The 20,156-nt window shown below is 47.0% G+C and carries 21 protein-coding genes; 19 read left to right on the top strand and 2 right to left on the bottom strand.

The annotated features are described in order from the left end of the window. The first annotated feature begins 127 nt into the window (after window positions 1-127). The 14 genes from H6X83_RS07765 (at window position 128) to H6X83_RS07700 (ending at window position 14,032) form a co-directional block, all read left to right on the top strand. Complete coding sequence (locus H6X83_RS07765) at window positions 128-1,732, top strand: spore germination protein (protein WP_212505936.1); 1,605 nt, start codon at window positions 128-130, stop codon at window positions 1,730-1,732. Continuing rightward, a complete protein-coding gene (locus H6X83_RS07760) occupies window positions 1,729-2,862 on the top strand; it encodes a Ger(x)C family spore germination protein (protein ID WP_212505935.1) in 1,134 nt (377 codons plus the stop codon). The genes H6X83_RS07765 and H6X83_RS07760 overlap by 4 nt, the downstream gene beginning before the upstream one ends. 13 nt (window positions 2,863-2,875) lie before the next feature. Continuing rightward, window positions 2,876-3,985, top strand: a complete 1,110-nt coding sequence (locus H6X83_RS07755) for a GerAB/ArcD/ProY family transporter (protein WP_212505934.1) — start codon at window positions 2,876-2,878, stop codon at window positions 3,983-3,985. After that, entirely contained in the window at window positions 3,982-4,197 is a 216-nt protein-coding gene (locus H6X83_RS07750) for a hypothetical protein (RefSeq protein WP_212505933.1), read from the top strand. The genes H6X83_RS07755 and H6X83_RS07750 overlap by 4 nt, the downstream gene beginning before the upstream one ends. A gap of 179 nt (window positions 4,198-4,376) precedes the next feature. After that, a complete protein-coding gene (locus tag H6X83_RS07745) occupies window positions 4,377-4,982 on the top strand; it encodes a hydrolase (protein ID WP_212505932.1) in 606 nt (201 codons plus the stop codon). A gap of 151 nt (window positions 4,983-5,133) precedes the next feature. Continuing rightward, window positions 5,134-5,514, top strand: a complete 381-nt coding sequence (locus H6X83_RS07740; protein ID WP_212505931.1) for a GntR family transcriptional regulator — start codon at window positions 5,134-5,136, stop codon at window positions 5,512-5,514. Further along, on the top strand, window positions 5,514-6,212 hold the full coding sequence (locus tag H6X83_RS07735; protein ID WP_212505930.1) for an ABC transporter ATP-binding protein: 699 nt from the start codon (window positions 5,514-5,516) through the stop codon (window positions 6,210-6,212). Before H6X83_RS07740 ends, H6X83_RS07735 begins: the two co-directional genes overlap by 1 nt. After that, window positions 6,206-7,033 carry a hypothetical protein gene (locus H6X83_RS07730; RefSeq protein WP_212505929.1) on the top strand — a complete coding sequence of 276 codons (828 nt, stop codon included), beginning with the start codon at window positions 6,206-6,208 and terminating at the stop codon, window positions 7,031-7,033. Before H6X83_RS07735 ends, H6X83_RS07730 begins: the two co-directional genes overlap by 7 nt. A 153-nt stretch (window positions 7,034-7,186) precedes the next feature. Further along, complete coding sequence (locus H6X83_RS07725; RefSeq protein ID WP_212505928.1) at window positions 7,187-8,092, top strand: DUF4097 family beta strand repeat-containing protein; 906 nt, start codon at window positions 7,187-7,189, stop codon at window positions 8,090-8,092. Window positions 8,093-8,290: 198 nt separating this feature from the next. Continuing rightward, window positions 8,291-10,912, top strand: coding sequence for an ATP-dependent chaperone ClpB (gene clpB, locus H6X83_RS07720; protein WP_212505927.1), 2,622 nt, complete (start codon window positions 8,291-8,293; stop codon window positions 10,910-10,912). A 168-nt stretch (window positions 10,913-11,080) separates the two neighbouring features. Next, window positions 11,081-11,989 (top strand): ABC transporter ATP-binding protein, encoded by a 909-nt coding sequence (locus H6X83_RS07715; protein ID WP_212505926.1) that lies wholly within the window; start codon window positions 11,081-11,083, stop codon window positions 11,987-11,989. After that, a complete protein-coding gene (locus H6X83_RS07710; RefSeq protein ID WP_212505925.1) occupies window positions 11,986-12,807 on the top strand; it encodes an ABC transporter permease subunit in 822 nt (273 codons plus the stop codon). The genes H6X83_RS07715 and H6X83_RS07710 overlap by 4 nt, the downstream gene beginning before the upstream one ends. A gap of 113 nt (window positions 12,808-12,920) precedes the next feature. Continuing rightward, window positions 12,921-13,754, top strand: coding sequence for a PHP domain-containing protein (locus H6X83_RS07705; protein WP_212505924.1), 834 nt, complete (start codon window positions 12,921-12,923; stop codon window positions 13,752-13,754). Window positions 13,755-13,783: 29 nt separating this feature from the next. Next, window positions 13,784-14,032 carry a TIGR03905 family TSCPD domain-containing protein gene (locus H6X83_RS07700; RefSeq protein WP_212505923.1) on the top strand — a complete coding sequence of 83 codons (249 nt, stop codon included), beginning with the start codon at window positions 13,784-13,786 and terminating at the stop codon, window positions 14,030-14,032. A 79-nt stretch (window positions 14,033-14,111) separates the two neighbouring features. On the opposite strand, the gene H6X83_RS07695 is transcribed toward H6X83_RS07700, so the two are convergent. Beyond that, complete coding sequence (locus tag H6X83_RS07695) at window positions 14,112-14,249, bottom strand: hypothetical protein (protein WP_212505922.1); 138 nt, start codon at window positions 14,247-14,249, stop codon at window positions 14,112-14,114. Window positions 14,250-14,303: 54 nt separating this feature from the next. Between H6X83_RS07695 and H6X83_RS07690 the strand changes: the two genes are divergently transcribed. Together H6X83_RS07690 and H6X83_RS07685 are read left to right on the top strand one after the other, a co-directional pair. Next, window positions 14,304-14,906, top strand: coding sequence for a hypothetical protein (locus H6X83_RS07690; protein WP_212505921.1), 603 nt, complete (start codon window positions 14,304-14,306; stop codon window positions 14,904-14,906). Further along, a complete protein-coding gene (locus H6X83_RS07685) occupies window positions 14,896-15,921 on the top strand; it encodes an ATP--guanido phosphotransferase (RefSeq protein ID WP_212505920.1) in 1,026 nt (341 codons plus the stop codon). Before H6X83_RS07690 ends, H6X83_RS07685 begins: the two co-directional genes overlap by 11 nt. On the opposite strand, the gene H6X83_RS07680 is transcribed toward H6X83_RS07685, so the two are convergent. Further along, window positions 15,918-16,850 (bottom strand): S1 RNA-binding domain-containing protein, encoded by a 933-nt coding sequence (locus tag H6X83_RS07680; protein ID WP_212505919.1) that lies wholly within the window; start codon window positions 16,848-16,850, stop codon window positions 15,918-15,920. The genes H6X83_RS07685 and H6X83_RS07680 overlap by 4 nt on opposite strands. A 190-nt stretch (window positions 16,851-17,040) precedes the next feature. Between H6X83_RS07680 and H6X83_RS07675 the strand changes: the two genes are divergently transcribed. From H6X83_RS07675 to pyrG, 3 genes are all read left to right on the top strand, one after another. Next, on the top strand, window positions 17,041-17,928 hold the full coding sequence (locus tag H6X83_RS07675) for a peptidylprolyl isomerase (RefSeq protein WP_212505918.1): 888 nt from the start codon (window positions 17,041-17,043) through the stop codon (window positions 17,926-17,928). Window positions 17,929-17,982: 54 nt separating this feature from the next. Beyond that, on the top strand, window positions 17,983-18,303 hold the full coding sequence (gene trxA / locus H6X83_RS07670) for a thioredoxin (protein WP_212505917.1): 321 nt from the start codon (window positions 17,983-17,985) through the stop codon (window positions 18,301-18,303). A 169-nt stretch (window positions 18,304-18,472) separates the two neighbouring features. After that, on the top strand, window positions 18,473-20,083 hold the full coding sequence (gene pyrG / locus H6X83_RS07665) for a CTP synthase (RefSeq protein ID WP_212505916.1): 1,611 nt from the start codon (window positions 18,473-18,475) through the stop codon (window positions 20,081-20,083). Window positions 20,084-20,156 lie beyond the last annotated feature (73 nt).

Below are 20,156 nucleotides of genomic sequence, written 5' to 3'. Positions count from 1 at the left end.
ATTGGATCATTTTAGAATTTGGCCCTTTCTCCGGCGAAACAACTGCAGCCACGCGTTAGGATGATGACATAATTTTAATGATTATGGCAATAATGGATTTAATTAGAGAAGGGGGCATGGATTTATAATGTTTCAAAATCTACTAAAAAAAATTCAATGTCAAAAAATTAAAAATAGTCCCTCTGGGAAAAGCACTTCCGAAAGTGGTGAGGTACAATCTCATTCTAAAAAAATGGAAAAATCTTTAGAAAAAAATGTAAATGAAATTCAAAACTGCCTCGGAAATAGCAACGATGTTAAAATTAGGGAATTTTCATTTGGAAACGAACCCGTTATTAATGCAGCGTTGGTGTTTATAGATGGTCTTGTAAACAGCAGCATCATCACAGAGTGTATTATGAAGCCCTTGATGTTATGCACAACACAAATAAAAGGAAATGTAATTGAAGAAGTACAAAAGCACATCATTTGCTCAGGTGACGTAACAGAAGCTTGCGATAAAGATAAAATAGTTGAAAGCTGTTTAGCGGGTGATACTGTACTGCTGATAGATGGAAATAGCTGCGGACTGATTATCAGCAGTAAGGGCTGGGACAAACGCAGCGTTACTGAACCTCAAACTGAAGCCGTTGCACGTGGCCCAAGAGAGGGTTTCACGGAAAATTATAGGACAAACACGTCGCTTCTTCGCAGAAAAATCAGGAATCCTGCACTCAGATTTGACACCTTTACGATTGGAGAAAAAACAAGAACGATGGTTTCGGTAGTTTACCTCAAAAACGTGGCAGATACCAACCTAATTGATGAAATTAAAAGAAGGCTGCGTTCCATACAGGTCGATTCTATATTGGAGTCTGGGTATATTGAACAGTATATAGAAGATGCGCCCTTCAGCTTTTTCCCAACTATCGGTAAAAGTGAGAAACCGGATGTGGTTGCAGCGAAGATCTTGGAAGGACGGGCTGCAATCCTTGTGGATGGAACTCCGTTTGTTTTAACTGCGCCGTTACTTTTTACTGAAAGTTTTCAAACAGCCGAGGATTATTATGCCCGAACTCTTTATGCAAGCGTCATCCGTCTGCTTAGGTTTCTCTCTTTTATGATTGCTGTATTTGCACCGGCTTTCTATGTTGCATGTACTACGTTTCATCAAGAAGTAATACCAACTACGTTAATGTTTACGATTGCGACTGCCCGTGAATCTACTCCGTTTCCGGCTGTCATCGAGGCGTTTATTCTTTTGATGACCTTTGAAATATTACGCGAAGCAGGGCTGCGATTACCGCGGCCATCCGGGCAGGCTGTCAGCATTGTAGGTGCACTGGTAATGGGTGATGCAGCTGTTGCAGCGGGGTTGGTTGGAGCACCGATGGTTGTTACTATTGCAATTTCAGCAATGGCACAGTTTGTGACACCGGAACACCAAGATGCTATTGTTTTGCTGCGTATCGTCATTTTAATTTTGGCGGCAAACTTTGGCGGCTATGGCATTCTTTTAGGCATTGTAGGGCTGCTGATTCAGCTGGGTTCGCTGGAATCATTTGGAGTACCGTATTTTGCGGGAGTTGCACCGATGCACTTAAAAAATTGGAAGGACTTATTGATTCGTGCTCCGCTTTGGACGATGACAAAACGTCCACCAGAATTCAAGTGCCAGGATGCCACTCGGCAAGTTAGCAAAATTCCTCCTGAAGAAATTAAAGTACCCTTAAATGGAGATGACAAGCAGTGAAAAAGCGACACTGGTTTTCCTTATCAGCTATATTTGTGCTTATTTGCTTCTTGCTGACAGGCTGTATGGGCAGTAGGGAACTTACAGATATTATGCCGATTCTCGGTATCGGCATTGATAGTGCAGGAAATAATTTGACAAAACTCACAGTGCAGGCGGCTAAAATGGGCGGTTCCAAGGATCAGGGCTCAACGAAACCCAATATATTAATCTTTGAGAAGACGGACAAAAATGCTTTTGATATGCTAAGAGAGACTACACACGAAAATAGTGATAAATTATTTATTGGGCATAACCAATGCATAATCATCGGAAAAGATGCAGCATCCAAAGGAGTAAAATCGGAACTGGACCTTTTTTTGCGTGACCACGAAGCCAGAATGGGGGTGTGGATACTAGTCTCTGATTCCACTGCAAACGAAATTCTAACAGCAAAAGAAGACGACGCAAGTGTATCTGCGCTGGAGATCAAACAAATGCTTAGTGAGCAAAAGGAAAATTCAGAATCGGTAGATGTAAATCTTCTTGAGTTTTCGGTAAAGCTTATGGGAGGAACAACATGTCCTGTAGCTAGCCTAATAAAAATTGATAAAGAATCAGGAAAACCAAGATTAAAAATAGCAGGTATGGCCATTTTTAAAAAAGACCGTATGGTTGCGGAATTGGACGAGAATAAAACACGCGGCTATTTATGGACGATGAATAAAATTGAAAGCGGTGTTGTCAACGTGGAGACAAAGTCCAGGAAGGCATGCCTTGAAATAGAAGCCAGTGAGGGCGGCTTTACGCCGTATCTAAATGCGGATGGTTCGGTTTCATTATCCATTCATGTGAAAGCAGAATTGGGCGTTCGGGAAATGAGTGGCTTTGAAAAAGAGCCGGCAGTGACCGCAGCAAAAGAACTGCAAAAAGCTGCCGAGGAGGAAATTAAAAGCAGCGTGCTTGCTTGTTTTCAGACAACACAATTTCATAAGGCCGATATATATGGGATTGGAACCGAAATTTACAGAAAATGGCCGAAAAAGTGGAGGGAAATGCAGGCAAGCTGGGACAAACTATATGTACAAATTAATCCCGAAATTACGGTGCAGGTGGATATAACGGATATGGGAAAAATTTCACAAAGTTAACATTGAGGAAGCCATGGAAAAAAATAAAATTAGTTATTCACAATTACTTTTTATGTTTATCTGCTATATTCAGTCTTTTTCTCTCTTAACTTCGTTCTCCTTCGCAGTGGCTGGAAGAAATAATTGGCTGGCGGTGCCTATAGGCATCGTTATCGCCGTAATTTTCCTCCTGATTCAATTAAGTATCATGAAAAAATATCCCGGGAAAAGTCTTTTTCAAATTAATGAAAGTGTATTCGGAAAATATGTTGGGCCTTGTTTTTCGGTGGTATATTTGCTTTATTTTTTCTGCTTGTCTTCATTGAACTTGAGAGATGTAGATGATTTTGTCACTTTTGCTGTGTTGCCGAGAACATCGTCGATGGTGACTTCCATTTCTTTTATGATTCTATGTAGCTGGGCGGTTATGAAAGGCATAAGAGTGATTATGAGATACAGCACGGTTGTGGCTGTGCTCAATTTCATAGTGTTTTCCTTATCTGTGATTTTTGTTTGGGATCGAATAGACTGGAACAATTTGCTGCCGGTCTTATCTGTCCCTCCAATAAAAGTTTTTCAAAGTGCAAATATGATTGCAGTTATTCCATTTGGAACTCTTGCTTTTCAAATGGTTATTCCTAATTGTGACAATCAAAAGCATTTGTTGAAATGCTTGCTGAGCGGCCTTTTAATTGGAGGATTGTTCTTTTTTGCAGTTCTTGTTCGGGATACAGCTGTACTTGGAGATCTTGTGAAAATATTAATGTTTCCCACTTATTCGACCTATCAAATCGCCGGATTTACCGAAATATTTCAGGGCGTAGATGTTTTATATGCATTGATATTCATTATGCAGTATTTTTTGAAAATATCATTTTTATTCTATGTCACGGTAACCGGAATCGCCGAGCTGTTAAAACTAAATTCTTATAAGCCATTGGTTTTTGTGGTTGCTGTACTCATTATACTTTTTGCCCGTACCGTTTATCCATCTGCAATGGAGCATATGAAATCTGCACAGGAAACGATCCCATTTTTATGGCTGCTGTTTGAATTCTTAATGCCATTAATCACGTGGATAAAAATTGTGGTTTCCTCAAAAAGCTCAAAACGCATAGAAAGGAAAAAGGCTGAATCAACATGATTGCAGTAGTAGTTATAGGCTTTGCTATACTTCTTTTGCTGTCTTTTCCGTATATTCGAGCTGAAGAAGGAAAAAAGATAAAAATTGTTTATGCGGCTTTTTATATCACAGCATTTATCCTTTGCACTGCTTTTGAATGTGGGAAAAGATTGCCCAGCCCTCTTTTAGCAATAGGGGATTTCATGAAAGCAGTTGGTTTATACTACCCTTAATTCTTGTAAAACTTTTTTAGCTTACTGCATAGTAAGCTAGTTAAAAGCGACTGGTACAGCTTCACTGACATAACCGAAAACAATGTGCAGCATGCTAGTAAAGTACTCTGAAAATGGTTTCTTCACACACGAAGATATGTTATAATAGCTGGTATCGTGAGGAAGGAGCCGACGACACAATGGGATATCAAGAAGAATTTGTGGAGATTTACAACAGTAAAATTCAGCGGAACGGCGCGGCCGAACTGCTTGAGTGGCTGCAGCGTACGGACTTTTTTGCAGCGCCTGCCAGCACGCGGTACCATTGTGCGTGTGTTGGCGGTTTGGTGCAGCACAGTGTCAGCGTGTATCAAACTATGATGCACTGGTTTGAGCCGGAAACAGATAGTGAAGAAAGCTTTGCAATCTGTGGGCTGCTTCATGATGTCTGTAAGGCGAATTTCTATAAAGAAAGTGTCCGCAATGTAAAAAATGAGGAGACCGGCCGGTGGGAGCAGCGGCCGTACTTTGCAATTGACGACCAGTTCCCTTACGGGCACGGTGAAAAGTCGGTTTTTTTGATTGAACGTTTTCTGCGTCTGCGCACAAGTGAGGCAATGGCGATTCGCTGGCATATGGGCGGCTTTGATGATGCGGCGCGCGGTGGCTGTACTGCAATTTCGCAGGCATATCAAAAGTATCCGCTGGCGGTTAAACTGCATTTAGCAGATTTTGAAAGTACCTATCTGCATGAGAACGGTACCTCTGTGGTACCAAATGGACACCATCCAAAAACAAACGGTTGAAAAGCACAGGAAGAGATACTGCGGGGCTGAATACCTCTGAGTATCTCTTTTTTTAATATTTTTCAAAAACTACTTGACAACTGCAAATTCCTTATGTATTATTGTATTAAGTTATTAGTACAATAATACAAAATCAAAAGGAGGCGGCGCAATGGCGTGGAATTTATCTTCTGACAGGCCAATTTATGCACAGCTGGTGGAGCAGGTGAAACTGCGTATTGTTTCAGGGCTGTACCCGGCAGGCAGCAAGATGCCAAGTGTACGGGATTTGGCAACAGAGGCATCTGTTAACCCAAACACCATGCAACGCGCTCTGGCACAGCTGGAAACAGAGGGACTCATTTTTCCCCAGCGCACCAGCGGCAGATTCGTTACCGATAAGGAGGAAGCAATCATGGAGTTAAAAACAGCTTTAGCAAAAGGTGTAATTCGTGACTTCCTGACGCAGATGGAGCGTCTGGGATTCTCCCGCGAGGAAGCAGCGGATTTGGTACGAACAGCTGAACCAGACAAAGAAAGGGAGGAAGCCTGATGGAACCAATTCTGCAGTGTAGGGGAGTGTGTAAAAATTATTCCGGAAAAGAAGCGCTGCGCGGTATAGATTTGACCATTGAGCGCGGCCGCATTGTGGGGCTGCTGGGGCCAAATGGCAGCGGCAAAACCACATTTATTAAGCTGTGCAATGGTTTGCTAACACCAAGCACTGGTATTTTGACGATTAACGGTGAGGTGCCGGGGCCGGAAACAAAGAAGATCGTTTCTTACCTGCCGGAACGTACCTATTTGAACGACTGGATGCGTGTGAATGATCTGCTGGATATGTTCGCGGATTTTTACGAGAATTTTGATAAGGCAAAGGCGTTGGATATGCTGCAGCGCCTGCATATTAACACGTCAGATCGCCTGCGCACCATGAGCAAAGGTACGAAAGAAAAAGTACAGCTGATTCTGGTTATGAGCCGCAACGCCCAGCTTTACCTGCTGGATGAACCAATCGGCGGTGTCGATCCGGCTGCAAGAGATTACATTTTGAACACCATTATTAATAACTACAATGAAAATGCAACAGTGATAATCAGTACGCATCTGATTGCAGACGTTGAGTCTGTGCTGGATGAAGTGATTTTTATCAGTAACGGCAGCCTGGTTCTGCATACTTCAGTGGATGAAATCCGCGAGCACGAGGGCAGCAGCGTGGATGCGTACTTTAGGGAGGTTTTCAAATGCTGAGAAAACTGATTAAATATGATATGAAAGCTACATCCCGCAACTTTGCAGTGCTTTATATCATTGTTATGGCGTTGGCTGTTCTGTATTCTATTTTGGACAAAGCCTGCGGAAACTTTCATTTTCAATATGCTTTTAATCCGCTGCGTGTGACCCAAGGAATTTTTGCCGTTTTATATGGTCTGTCGCTGTTTGGGGTAAATCTTTTTACCGTGGTTTTGTGTATGCGCTATTTTTACGACAACTTGTTTAAGGATGAGGGATATTTGATGCACACCCTGCCGGTCACACCGGCAAAGCTGATTTGGAGCAAGGTAATTATCAGCGCAATCTGGGGTGTTGCAACTGTTGTCATTTCCATTATCAGCCTGATGCTGGTTGGCGGAGAAATGGGGCGTATCAATCCTTCATGGTTTAACATCAACTTTTTAGGCTTTCAGCAGCATCCGATTTACATCGGTGTGTTGCTGATGGTTCTGATAACCGCTGTGGTTTCTGTTGTCTTCATTGAACTGTGGGTATGCGCTTCATTAAGCATCGGCAGCCTGATGCCAAAGCATCACCGTGCCATTGGTGTCGGTATGATTATAGCGTTTGGGGTTGTGCACGCGATTATTGCAGTTTTCATTATCGCATCTACTGTAAATATTCAAGAGAGCAGTTGGCTTGTACAAACTGCCAATGCACTGACCTATGGTACGGACGGCGGGTATAAAGCGGCGATTCTGGTTATGGCCGTTCTTTCAGGATATATGGCACTGTTTAGTGTGGTTTATTTTATCATTACGCAGGCAATTATGAAAAATCATTTAAACTTGGAATAAACTTAGAGGAGGCTGCATTAAGAATGAAAAAAGTTCTTGACAAAATGTGGTACTATTTTATTGGACTGCCAACCTGCTTCATTTTTGGTGCAGTTCTGTTTATGAAAGCAAAATCGGGTCAGCTGTTGTAAACAAATGCGATGGGAGAAAAGAATGAAAAAAGAGATGCTTTTGAAGCACGGTACAGTTCTTTTGGTAAGCATTCTTGTTGCGGTAGCCTGCACTGGCTGTGGTTTTGGCAGCAAATTTGGAGATTTTGACTTTTCCAAGTTGGAACCCAAAGACTTTTCCTCTGCAAAGGTAGTCAAAACAGAGAAAGCCGAACTGGATGGTATTCAGACGATTAAGCTGCATGGAACACCTTTAAAAGATGCGGAAAACCATTGGGTCGCCACACTGCTGAATGTTGAAAATTCCCCAGACAGTTCGCTGCACGTTTTTGTAAAATCCAGCAGTACCATTTCAAATGATAAGCTGCCGACTCTCAATAAAGATGGCAGTACCCTGATACTGGAGGGGGACTCTGACCACTGGGACAGCAACTTGCATTTAGGCAGTGACCATACGGCGATGGTGGCCGTACAGATCCCGAAAGACTATCAGAAAGAACTGAATATTGAAGTTGATGCCTGTGCCTTCAATGCAGACCGTCTGCAGAGTGAAAAGTTCAGTCTGCTGCTGAATGCCGGCCGCGTTAAAGTTGGTGCTCTGACTGGCAAAGGAAAAGTAGGAGTCAATGCCGGTCAGGCGGATATTGACAGTTTTACCGGAAGCGGAACAATCGATGTAAATGCAGGGCAGGCCAATATTAAAAAAGCAGTTATAAAGGATGACCTTTCCCTGCAAGTAAGTGCCGGTCAGATGAACTGTGCTATGACTTCGGACAGTAAGTTTCAGTTTAAGGGTGTAGCCAGTGCGGGCAGCCTTAAGACCTACTTTGATGCAAAGCAGAGTGGAAACGCAGCGGACAAACGGTTGACAGCAGACGTTAACGGCGGCGGTTCTTATACGGTAACGGCTGTTGTAAGTGCTGGCGAGTTGAATCTTACAAAGGCTTAAAATATAGCGCAAAGCGAATTTTAGCACTCAGTTAAAAAGAGTGCTAAAATTATATATGCGTACATAATTTATACACAATACGTTCATTTTCTCTGGATATACTAACTTTTGTAAGATGCAGGGAGGTTCCCGCAGCGGGACCTTTCCGGTGCCGAAAGACACTTTTAAAAGCTGCTTCTTTTGAAGGAGTGAGGAAAAATGAATGCACAAAATTTTACGCAAAAATCTCTGGATGCCGTACAGCGCGCGCAGAGCCTTGCACTCTCGCACGACAATATGCAGATAGAGCAGTCACATTTGCTCAGCGCCCTGCTGACGCAGGAAAACGGCCTGATTCCGCAGCTGCTGAAAAAGCTGAATGTGGACGCACAAACTTTCCTGCAGGCTGTGGATGGCGCGATTGAAAAAATACCCGGTGTTTCCGGGCCGGGCCGCGAGCCGGGGCAGATTTATATTTCCCATGATGTGGACGTCGCCCTGACAGAAGCGGAGTCTGCCGCAAAACGCATGAATGATGAATATGTTTCCGTTGAACATATTTTTATTGGTTTACTTCGCAAAGCGGACAGCACACTGAAACAACTTTTTAAGGACTTTTCTATTACGGAAAGCAAATTTCTTGAGGTGCTTTCCAACGTTCGCGGCAACACCCGTGTGACCAGTGACAGTCCGGAAGAAACTTATGATGCACTTTCCAAATATGCAACTGACCTTGTGCAGGCAGCGCGTGATCAGAAACTCGACCCGGTTATCGGCCGTGATTCTGAAATTCGGGATGCAATTCGTATTCTGTCCCGCAAAACGAAAAACAACCCAGTTTTAATCGGTGAACCAGGTGTTGGCAAAACAGCAATCGCTGAAGGGCTTGCACAGCGTATCGTACGCGGGGACGTGCCAAACAATCTGAAAGACCATAAACTGTATTCACTGGATATGGGCGCGCTGGTCGCTGGTGCAAAGTACCGCGGCGAGTTTGAGGAGCGCTTTAAGGCAGTGCTCAACGAAGTCAAAAAGTCAGAGGGCCGTGTCATTCTGTTTATCGATGAGCTGCACACGATAGTTGGCGCGGGCAAAACTGAGGGCAGCATGGACGCGGGCAACCTGCTCAAACCGATGCTTGCGCGCGGCGAGCTGCACTGCATTGGTGCAACGACACTGAATGAGTATCATCAGTATATCGAAAAAGATGCCGCACTGGAACGCCGCTTTCAGCCGGTCATGGTGGATGAACCGACAGTGGAGGACACCGTTTCTATTCTGCGCGGTTTGAAAGAACGCTATGAGGTTTTCCACGGCGTGAAAATTACCGACCAGGCCCTGATTGCTGCCGCAATGCTTTCCAACCGGTACATTACGGACCGTTTCCTGCCGGATAAGGCAATCGACTTGGTGGATGAGGCCTGCGCAACCGTTCGCACCGAAATTGATTCGATGCCGAGCGAACTGGACGATGTTTCCCGCAAAATCATGCAGCTGGAAATTGAGGAGGCAGCCCTGAAAAAAGAGGATGACCGCCTCAGCCAGCAGCATTTGGTCGATTTGCAGAAAGAGCTTGCGGAACTGCGTGAAAAATTCAAAGCCATGAAAGCGCAGTGGGAAAACGAAAAGCAGGATATTGAAAAAGTACAGAAGCTGCGTTCCGAAATCGAGCACTGCAACGCAGATATTGAGCAGGCACAGCGCGATTACGACTTGAACAAGGCTGCAGAGCTGAAGTACGGCAAGCTGCCGGAAATGCAGAAAGCACTGGAAGAAGCCGAGCAGCAGGCCGAAAAGAATGACCATCAACTGCTGCGTGACCGTGTGGACGAAGAAGAAGTAGCACGCATTGTTGGCCGCTGGACGGGTATTCCGGTCAGCAGGCTGATGGAAGGGGAACGCGGCAAACTGCTGCGTTTGCCGGACACACTGCACCAGCGTGTGATTGGTCAGGACGAAGCAGTGGAAAAGGTCAGCGAAGCGATTCTGCGTTCCCGTGCAGGCATTCAGGACCCGAACCGGCCAATCGGTTCGTTCCTGTTCCTCGGCCCGACCGGTGTCGGCAAAACAGAGCTTGCCAAAGCACTGGCGCAGGCGCTGTTTGACGATGAACGCAATATGGTGCGTATTGATATGTCGGAATATATGGAGAAGCACAGCGTTTCCCGCCTGATTGGTGCACCTCCCGGCTATGTCGGCTATGAAGAAGGCGGCCAGCTGACGGAAGCGGTACGCAGAAAGCCATACAGCGTGGTGCTGTTCGATGAAGTGGAGAAAGCACACCCGGATGTGTTCAATATTCTGCTACAGGTCCTGGATGACGGCCGCATTACCGATAGCCAAGGACGTACCGTGGACTTTAAAAACACGATTTTGATTTTGACCTCTAACCTTGGTTCGCAGCAGATTCTGGAGGGTATTCAGCCTGATGGTACCATCAGCGAGGAAGCCCGCAAGGGTGTGCAGGCGCAGCTGCGTATGCAGTTCCGTCCGGAGTTCTTAAACCGTCTGGATGAAATTGTGTTTTATAAGCCACTGACGAAAAATGAAATTGATAAAATCGTTGACCTGCAGGTTGCCTCTCTGCGCCGCAGGCTTGCAGACCGCGAACTGAATGTGGAACTCACAGATACTGCACGTACCTATGTGGTGGAGCAGGGGTATGATCCGGTTTACGGTGCGCGGCCTCTCAAGCGTTTTCTGCAGAGTAAGGTGGAAACTCTGATTGCAAAGAAAATGATTGCTGGGGACATTGCGCCGCGTTCTACAATCGTTGTGGATTACAACGGGCAGACTTTGACAGCAAAAACGGTATTGAACGCTGAACTGGCAAATGGCTGATAAATGTAATACATTATTACGGGATACAGGGAACGGCTGCTGCGGAAAAATTTGCGGCAGTCGTTTTCTTTACAGAATATTTATTGACAAAATCTGAAAATCAGGTATGCTTAAAACAGAATATTAAAAATTCGCATTTTCTGCAGAACTGGAGGCCCAAAAAGGCTGATGGACGCAATTTTTACAGAACGGCTTACCAAATCATTTAATAATACAACAAATGCATTGGACACTTTGGATTTAAACATTGCTGAAGGTACGGCTTACGGCTTACTTGGCGGCAGCGGCTCAGGAAAGACCACAGTGGTAAAACTGATGGCTGGTCTAATTACGCCAACCAGCGGCCACTGTGAGATACTCGGTATGGACCCACTGAAAAAGTCTGCTCGACTGCACAAAGTCTGCGGCGTTATGACGCCATCTGCCAAAATGTATGCCTGTATGACTGGGCAGGAGAACCTTGTGTTTTTCGGCGAGGCATCCGGAATGAAGGCTGCAGATGCGCAGACTCGCACAGCAGAGTTAATGAAGGACTTAGGAATCTGGCAGGCACGTGATCTGCCGGTAAGCCAATTTCCTACTGGTATGCTGCAGCGGCTTTCTCTGGCACGGGCACTTATGACACATCCGCAGGTACTTTTACTGGACGAGCCGACTGTTGGCTTGGATACTGAGGGTGCTGAAGCGGTGCTTGGCCTGCTTTCCGGGCTGGTAAAAAATGAAGGAATAACAATTTTCCTGTGTACGCATCAATTTCCCTATGCGCAGCAGCTTTGCACAAAGTTTGGTATTCTCAGTGAAGGCAGCGTGGTTGCGGATGGTTCCTTAGAAGTGCTGTGCCGCAAGGCTGGCTGCCGTGTCCGAGCAGGTTTTCGTCTGCCGGAAAAGGACAGCCTGAAAGGATTTCAACAGCGTGCAGATGGTTTTTGGGAACATGAAATTGACAGTGCAGATGAAATGCCGGAACTTTTGCGAAAAGCTGTGGCGGCCGGTCACGATATATATGAAGCACGGCTGTGCAGTCCGACACTTACGGACGCTTACATGGCACTGCTGGGCAAGGAGGGATTGCTGTGAGACCGCCAAAATTTTTAAGCAGGCTGATAAACGTCCGCCAGACGGCACTGATAAAAAAAGATTTTAAGGAAATGTGGCAGAACCTAATTGTACGTACAATGCTAGTCATCGTTCCGCTGAGTTTTGTAGTATTGTTGCCAATCCTCTTTATGGTACTTGCGAATATCTTGCCCTCTTCCAGCGTGGAGGGTATGGAAAAAATGCGTGTTCTGCTTTCAGAAAAGCAGAACTACATGAACGACCGACAAACTCTTTTCTTTATTTACTCCGACTGTCTTGGCCCTATGCTGTATTTGATTGTACCGCTGATGACCGCCTGCGTAACGGCGGCCAGCAGCTTTGTCGGTGAAAAGGAGCGCGGCACGATTGAAACGCTCTTTTTAACGCCATTTACCACAAAAGAGATTTTCAATTCCAAGGTGTTGGGCTGTGTGGGGCTTTCTGCATTAGTATCACTGATTTCGTTTGTCTTGTATGCGATTGTAATGTCCGTTGGCGATATTCTGCTGGGCGTTACGGCATTTTGGGCAGATCCAAGCTGGATCACCATGGTATTCCTACTGGCGCCCGCGCTGATTGTGTTTGGCGTGCTGTTTATGGTGCTGGTTTCGGGCAGAAGCCACAGCTTTATGGAGTCGGTACAGATTTGCGGTTATGTGTTGTTGCCGCTGATCCTTTTATATGTCGGACAGTTTTCCGGCATGTTCCGTTTGAGTGCGTGGCATTATTTTGTAATCAGTGTATTTATGGCGGCGGTGGATTTCATCATTTGGAAAATTACTTCTGCACATTTTACGCCTGAAAAGCTGCTGCAGTAATCGTAAAAACGACGAAAAATGACAGCATAGGGTGCCTCCTTAGTTGATTCCCCTTTCATTTTGTTTTATAATAATGAAGAAAGATTAGGTATCACATAAGAGGAGGTCTTTTTTTGGCTGCGGATTTGCATTGCCACACAAAAATGTCAGATGGCACGGTGAGTATTGAGGAATTGGTGATGCTTGCAAAAAAGCGCGGACTGAGCGCGATTGCGGTAACAGATCACGATACCTTTGCCGGTGCGGGCAGAGCTGTGATTTATGGAAAGAGAAAGGGCATTGAGGTCATTCCGGGTGCGGAATTTTCAACAACAGACGGCAAAACGGGACGGAAAGCACATATCCTTTGCTACTGCTGCCCACATCCGGACAGACTGCTGGGGCTTTGCCACCAGATTGCAGAAACCAGAAAGCGTGCGACTTTAATCATGCTGCAGAAGGTGCTGCGTCTGTACCAAATTCCAGTGGAAATGATTACCCACAGAGCACAGGGAAGTACAAATATTTTTAAACAGCACATCATGCATGCATTGATGGATGCCGGTTATGCAGATTCCATTTTCGGGGAGCTGTATGACCGGTTGTTTGCCCCTGGAGAAGGAATTGCCTATGTACCGGTGAAGTACCCGGAAACGCGCGATGTTATTCAGCAGATTCATGAGGCTGGCGGGCTTGCGGTGCTGGCGCATCCCGCGGAATATGACAGTTATGATTTGCTGCTGGAGCTTGCCGCGTCTCATACACTTGATGGCATTGAGGTTGCACACCCAAGGGGAGTGCCGGATGATGAAAAATGTTTTACCGCGCTGGCAAAGCAGTACGGGCTGATCATGACCGGCGGCTCGGATTTCCATGGTATGTATTCTCAGCAGATGAATCCGCTGGGCAGCTATTCTACTGATGATGTTCAGCTGAACATGATGAAGCGGATGGCGGAAAGCGCCTGATTCTATTTGTAAATTGGAGGAAGCAGTCTATGGAATATCGTTACAAAACAAAAGGAACTTGTTCCCGTGAAATTCGCATCCAGCTGGACGGCGATATTATTCAGGATGTACAGGTAATCGGCGGCTGTGACGGAAACCTGAAAGGCATTCGTGCTCTGGTAAAGGGAATGAAAGCGGAAGAGGTCATCAGCAGATGCAGCGGTATCCGCTGCGGTTCAAAGCCGACCTCCTGCCCGGATCAGCTGGCACAGGCGCTGCGGGAAGCATTAAAAAAGTAACGCAAACAAAGAATAGAAGGGCTGCGGGTATTCCCGCGGCCCTTCTATATTATAAGACACTATTCAGCAGAGTGAAACCTTAGCAGCCACAGCCGTTATTGTTGCAGCCACATCCGTCACCATTGCCGCAGCCACTGAAGCCGCCGCACAGAATGAGGATGATGATCAGGATAATCCAGCAGCTGCTACCGCCGCACCCACAACCATTGTTACACATATTGCATTGCCTCCTTGTTTGTTGTTACAGTCCAGTATATTGCGGAGGACATAAATGTGTGAGAAACTTTTTAAAGAAAAACAGCTGTTTCATATCTATTTCATAATCCCGGTGTATAATCCATTAGAATACCTGCAGAAAGGACGGATAACCTTGATATGTCAGTCCTGCGGGGAAAATCCCGCAACTATAAAAGTAAAAACAATCGTAAATGGACAGCTTACTGAATATGCCCTGTGTGCGGCCTGTGCACATCGGTTGGGCTATACAACACTGCTGACTGGATTGGACCGCGGTTTTGGCAGCATCCTCAGTGACTTTTTAGGAGAGGAACAGTCTGAACCGGAGGAGGAGCGCTGCCCGTGGTGCGGTGCTACCTTTGAAGAGATTGCACGTACCGACAAGGTCGGCTGTGCGCACTGCTATGAAATTTTTGCAGACCGGCTGCTGCCGATTGTGCAGCGTTTGTACGGCAGTGACATTCACTGCGGCAAAACACCCGGTGAAAATTTACCGCAGCCACAGCCGCAAAGTCAGATGGTCTTAATGCAGGAAGTGCTGCGGCAGGCTGTTGAGCAGGAGAAAAAGGAGCGCAGAACCCTCCAGCTGCAGGAAAGCCTGCGCCGTTTGGGAGGAGGTACTTCCAATGAACCGTAAGTGGTACGAAAATGCCGGGCAGGACAGCGATGTTGTGCTTGGCTCTCGTGTCTGCCTGATTCGCAATATGACCGACTTGCCGTTCCCAGCGCGGATGTCCCGCTCGGATATGGAGCGCAGCCGCATGCGCGTAGAGAAGGTACTGCGTAAAATGAATTTAGAGTTCCTTTGTGCAGATTTGGAGGACTGTGAGGAGACAGCACGGGTTTCGTTTGTGGAGCGCCAGCTGTGTACGCCGGAGTTTATTGCCCAACCGGCAGGCAAAACGCTTTTTTATACAGCTGATGAGAGCGTTAGTGTTATGGTAAATGGTGCTGACCACGTGCGCTTGCAGCTTGTCCTGCCGGGGTGCCAGCCGGGTAAAGTGTTGTCCTCTGCGGACACGCTTGACACCCTGCTGGACCGAGAACTTCGCTTTGCGTTTCATGGGGATATTGGCTACCTGACACAGAGCCTGACAGATTTAGGCACCGGCATGGTGCCTTCTCTTCTGCTGCATCTGCCTGCTTTGCAGCAGGGCGGGGCAGTAGAACGACTTTCCAGCGATGTGGCGCAGCTTGGCTTTTCACTGCGCGGCGTTTTTGACGGTGCAGTGGAACCGGCGGGCGCTGTTTATGAACTGACCAACCGCATTACGCTTGGCATCAGCGAAAAAAATGCTGTTGAAAACTTACGCTCCATCGGCAGTCAGCTGATTGAACGGGAACGTCGCGCTCGTACAGAACTGCTTGGTACAATCGAAGCACAAGACGCAGTGTCGCGGGCGCTTGCCGTGATGCTCAGTGCCCGTATGCTGGAATTTAGCGAGTTTCTGCGGCTGTATGCCAATGTGCGAATGGGACTATGTTTTGAATCAGTGCATGGTTTGCGGCCGGAACAACTGGACAGCCTGCTTTTTGCGGTGCAGCCGGCGACTATGACACTCCGAGCAGGGAAACCCTTGACACCGCAGCAGCGGCAGGCACGCCGTGCACAGCTTGTGAACAGTGCATTAGCGCCTGTGCAGGCACTTTAAGGTTTCTGTTCCGTAAAAACAGTCTCAATGACTTTGCTGCTTTCCGGCGGCGAGTACAGAAAGTGATCCATGTGTTCTCCCGTAAAGTAGTAATGCGGCGGTTCCGGTTTGCATTTCAGATCAAACGTATCAATAATTACCAGTTTTACTTTCATGCGTGCGGGCAGAACGCTCTTAATATACACACTGGCCTGCTGCCCTGTGGTTACACTTTCCCGGCACTCGGCAAGTCCTGCAAGGTTAGGTGTGAGTTCCACAAAAATTCCGTATGGCTCAATGCTGCGCACAATGCCGCCAACGGTTTCTCCGCTGTGGAAATGTGCGGCGTTTTCCTCCCATGTGCCTAACAGCTCCCGCTGGCTCAGTGTAATTCTGCGGCCCTCTATGCTGCGAACAACAGTGCGGATGTCCATGCCGGTTGTAAAACGTTCCCGCGGGTGGTCAATGCGGGAAACACTGATGGCATCAATCGGCATCAGTGCAACAATCCCACAGCCAATGTCCATAAATGCGCCAAACGGTTCCAAATGCGTTACACGGGCATCCAGCACATCTCCGGGCAGCAGCTTGCTCAAGCAGTCTCGCCAGCAGGATTCTTGCGCGGCACGGCGGGAGAGCAGGGCAGTAGTGCGGCCGCTTTCCTCCGAAAAGCCGGTTATGTAAAAGCAGACTGGCCGGTTCACGCGTGAAAGAAGCGCAATATCGCGCACAGTACCTTCACGGATTCCCATAGCGCCCTCCTCCCGGGGGATTACGCCCTGCATGCAGCCAAGGTCTACAATCAGGTTGTGGCCGCTGTCACACAGAACTGCGCGGCCTTCCAAAATCTGACCGGCCCGTGCGGCTTGTGCCAGCGCTGCGGGGCTGCGCAGTGCCGCACGGTTTTCTGTTTTATCTATCCGCCAGCCCTCGGGTTCGTATCCAAACATTTGACTACCTCCTTTTTGCCGATACTTTTTACTTATATGCAGCGAATGCCCCGTGAATGACGATGGACAGGGCTTGCATTTACAGAAAGGATTCTGTACAATAAAAAATGTATATTTTCTGTCTTAGAAGACGGAGAAAGAAATCTGCAGGTTTTTCTGCGGAATATTTTACAAAGGATGAGTAATGAAAATGCAGTTAAAGAAACGTTTGGCGGCCGGTGCAGTAGCTTTGGCAGCAGCATTGACCGTAACAGGATGCGGCGGTACAGCCTCCAGTTCTTCTTCACAGGCAAAAGCTGTGTCCAGTCAGGCAAAGAGCACATCACAGGCCGCTTCCTCCGCAAGCTCCACAGGGCTGCGGGCAGATGACGGCAAAAAATTGGGATATCAGTTGGGAAAACCGGCTGCCGGCGAAGAAGTAGCAGTGTTGGAAACTACGATGGGCACTATTAAGATTCGTCTGTTCCCAGAGGCTGCACCGAAAACCGTGGAAAATTTTAAAGGACTGATTCAGAAGGGCTATTACAACGGCCTGACTTTCCACAGAGTCATCAAGGACTTTATGATTCAGGGCGGTGATCCAACTGGTACCGGTACCGGCGGTAAAAGCATTTGGGATAAAAGCTTTGAGGATGAGTTTAACGCAAACCTTGTCAATCTGCGCGGTTCCCTGGCTATGGCGAACAGCGGCTACAACACCAACGGCAGCCAGTTCTTTATCAATCAGGCGCCGAAGGTGAGCAGCAGCACCTGGAGCCAGGTCAATACTATGTATGAGCAGCTAAAAACCTATGATAAGAGCCAGTGGCCGCAGATTGCGCAGCAGCAGTACAACATTCTTGACCCGAACAAGCTGACGGATGCTTATAAGGCTTTGTATGAGAAGCAGGGCGGAAACCCGAATCTGGACGGTGCGTACAACGCATTTGACCCGCCGCGCGGTCATTCTGTTTTTGGGCAGGTTTATGACGGTATGGATGTTGTCGATAAAATCGCGGCGGTAAAAGTAAATGACAGCAACAAACCGGAAACTGCTGTAAAAATCACAAAAGCAACTATTGAAAAATATCAGGGATAGTGGTATCCTTTAGAGAAAAAGAGCGAATACTGAAACGGAAAGGAAGGATACAAAATGGCAGAAGTGATTCATGCGGACGCGGCGAAATTTTCGGAAGTCCTGAAAGAGAACAGAGTCGTACTCTGCGATTTCTGGGCTACATGGTGTAGCCCCTGCAAAATGCTTGGGCCGGTCATTGAACAGCTTGCAGAGGAGTACAGCGGCAAAGCAGCTGTAATGAAAGTAGATGTTGATGAAAATCAAGATCTTGCGGCACAGTTCAATGTCATGAGCATTCCAACGGTTTATGTTTTCCGTGACGGGAATCCGGTTGACAGCAAGGTGGGAGCACTGCCCATAATTGATTATCGAAAAATGCTGGATGCAGTCTTATAAAAACCATACAGAAAATGACTCGCGGCGGATGCAGACTTTGGCGCGGGTCATTTTTCTGTTCAGCGGCTTTTTCTTGACAAGCACAGGTTCTTCGCGATATAATCATAGTAATTGTTTTTTGTCGGGATGAGGCAAAAAAGAGAGAATTTTTAAGCGTATGGAGGATGTTATGGCAGCAAAATATATTTTTGTTACAGGCGGTGTCGTTTCAGGACTCGGAAAAGGAATTACGGCGGCGTCCCTTGGCCGTTTGCTGAAAGCACGTGGTTTGCGTGTCACAATGCAGAAATTTGACCCTTACCTGAATGTGGACCCGGGTACAATGAATCCTTTTCAGCACGGTGAAGTCTTTGTAACAGACGACGGTGCCGAAACCGATTTGGATTTGGGTCATTACGAGCGCTTCATCGACGAAAGCCTTTCGCAGAACAGCAACGTTACCTCCGGACGCATTTATTACAATGTCATTCAAAAAGAACGCAATGGTGACTACGGCGGTGGCACTGTGCAGGTGATTCCGCACATTACAAACGAAATCAAAGAACGGATCTCCGCCGCGCGTGACAATGTCGATGTTGCAATCATTGAAGTCGGCGGCACCGTCGGCGATATTGAAAGCCAGCCGTTTTTAGAGGCCATTCGTCAGTTTGCAACAGAAGAGGGCCGCGAGAACTGCATGTTCATCCATGTAACGCTGGTTCCGTACTTGAACTGTTCCCACGAGCACAAGTCCAAGCCGACGCAGCACAGCGTGAAAGAACTGCTCTCCATCGGGATTCAGCCGGATGTGATTGTTTTGCGCTCTGAGCAGCCGATTGGCGATGACATTAAGAAAAAGATTGCACTGTTCTGCAACGTTCGTCAGGACTGCGTGATTGAAAATTTGGATTTGCCGCTGCTTTATGAAGTCCCCTTGGCCCTGCGTGATGAAAAACTGGACGAGATTGTCTGCCGTCGACTGGCGCTGGATACCCGCGGACCGGACTTGTCTGACTGGATCAGCATGGTGCACACAGCGCTTTCGCTGACAGACAGCGTCAATATCGCTTTGGTTGGCAAGTATGTAGAACTGCATGATGCATATCTCAGCGTTGCGGAAGCACTGACACACGGCGGCATTGGCAACAATGTCAAGGTCAACGTACAGTGGATCGATTCTGAAAAAATTACAGATGAAAATGTGGCTCAAATTTTGAAAGATGCTGACGGTGTGTTGGTACCGGGCGGTTTTGGCGAGCGCGGTATTGAGGGCATGGTGGTTGCCATTCACTGGGCACGCGTGAACAAGGTGCCGCTGTTGGGTATCTGCCTTGGCATGCAGCTTTGCATCGTTGAATATGCACGCAACGTTATGGGCATAAAGGATGCAAATTCTGCTGAATTTGACCCGCAGAGCAAGAATCATGTCATTGACCTGATGCCGGAGCAGAAAGACGTTGAACAGCTTGGGGGTACTATGCGTCTGGGCAAATATCCCTGCAAGTTAACGCCCGGTACATTGGCAGCACGTCTTTATAACAATGAGCCGCTGATTTATGAACGCCATCGTCACCGTTTTGAGGTCAACAATGACTATCGCACCCGCATGGAAGAGGCAGGTGTGACCTTTGCAGGCAAAAGCCCAGACGACCATATTGTTGAGATGATGGAAGTAGATTCCAATTCATTCTTCATCGGCAGTCAGTTTCATCCAGAGTTTAAGTCCCGTCCGAATCGTCCGCACCCGCTGTTTAAGGGCTTGATTGCTGCTGCAAAAGAATATAAAGCGAATAGGGAATAATGAAAATAGCAAGTGGCGAAGAATCACTTGTAGATATTGATAAGTAAAAAGAAGCTGCTGCAGAAAATTTTCT

It is taken from the genome of Caproicibacterium amylolyticum (assembly GCF_014467055.1).
Taxonomy (GTDB): Bacteria; Bacillota; Clostridia; order Oscillospirales; family Acutalibacteraceae; genus Caproicibacterium; species Caproicibacterium amylolyticum.
The sequence above is the reverse complement of the archived record's forward strand: the minus strand, read 5'-3'. Positions and strand labels throughout refer to the sequence as shown.

What these genes read in the sequence shown, in the direction of transcription:
- H6X83_RS07765 (WP_212505936.1), top strand. Translation starts at nt 128, where the DNA reads ATGTTTCAAAATCTACTAAAAAAAATTCAATGTCAAAAAATTAAAAAT.
- H6X83_RS07755 (WP_212505934.1), top strand. Translation starts at nt 2,876, where the DNA reads ATGGAAAAAAATAAAATTAGTTATTCACAATTACTTTTTATGTTTATC.
- H6X83_RS07750 (WP_212505933.1), top strand. Translation starts at nt 3,982, where the DNA reads ATGATTGCAGTAGTAGTTATAGGCTTTGCTATACTTCTTTTGCTGTCT.
- H6X83_RS07745 (WP_212505932.1), top strand. Translation starts at nt 4,377, where the DNA reads ATGGGATATCAAGAAGAATTTGTGGAGATTTACAACAGTAAAATTCAG.
- H6X83_RS07740 (WP_212505931.1), top strand. Translation starts at nt 5,134, where the DNA reads ATGGCGTGGAATTTATCTTCTGACAGGCCAATTTATGCACAGCTGGTG.
- H6X83_RS07735 (WP_212505930.1), top strand. Translation starts at nt 5,514, where the DNA reads ATGGAACCAATTCTGCAGTGTAGGGGAGTGTGTAAAAATTATTCCGGA.
- H6X83_RS07730 (WP_212505929.1), top strand. Translation starts at nt 6,206, where the DNA reads ATGCTGAGAAAACTGATTAAATATGATATGAAAGCTACATCCCGCAAC.
- H6X83_RS07725 (WP_212505928.1), top strand. Translation starts at nt 7,187, where the DNA reads ATGAAAAAAGAGATGCTTTTGAAGCACGGTACAGTTCTTTTGGTAAGC.
- clpB (WP_212505927.1), top strand. Translation starts at nt 8,291, where the DNA reads ATGAATGCACAAAATTTTACGCAAAAATCTCTGGATGCCGTACAGCGC.
- H6X83_RS07715 (WP_212505926.1), top strand. Translation starts at nt 11,081, where the DNA reads ATGGACGCAATTTTTACAGAACGGCTTACCAAATCATTTAATAATACA.
- H6X83_RS07700 (WP_212505923.1), top strand. Translation starts at nt 13,784, where the DNA reads ATGGAATATCGTTACAAAACAAAAGGAACTTGTTCCCGTGAAATTCGC.
- H6X83_RS07695 (WP_212505922.1), bottom strand. Translation starts at nt 14,249, where the DNA reads ATGTGTAACAATGGTTGTGGGTGCGGCGGTAGCAGCTGCTGGATTATC.
- H6X83_RS07690 (WP_212505921.1), top strand. Translation starts at nt 14,304, where the DNA reads ATGTGTGAGAAACTTTTTAAAGAAAAACAGCTGTTTCATATCTATTTC.
- H6X83_RS07685 (WP_212505920.1), top strand. Translation starts at nt 14,896, where the DNA reads ATGAACCGTAAGTGGTACGAAAATGCCGGGCAGGACAGCGATGTTGTG.
- H6X83_RS07680 (WP_212505919.1), bottom strand. Translation starts at nt 16,850, where the DNA reads ATGTTTGGATACGAACCCGAGGGCTGGCGGATAGATAAAACAGAAAAC.
- H6X83_RS07675 (WP_212505918.1), top strand. Translation starts at nt 17,041, where the DNA reads ATGCAGTTAAAGAAACGTTTGGCGGCCGGTGCAGTAGCTTTGGCAGCA.
- trxA (WP_212505917.1), top strand. Translation starts at nt 17,983, where the DNA reads ATGGCAGAAGTGATTCATGCGGACGCGGCGAAATTTTCGGAAGTCCTG.
- pyrG (WP_212505916.1), top strand. Translation starts at nt 18,473, where the DNA reads ATGGCAGCAAAATATATTTTTGTTACAGGCGGTGTCGTTTCAGGACTC.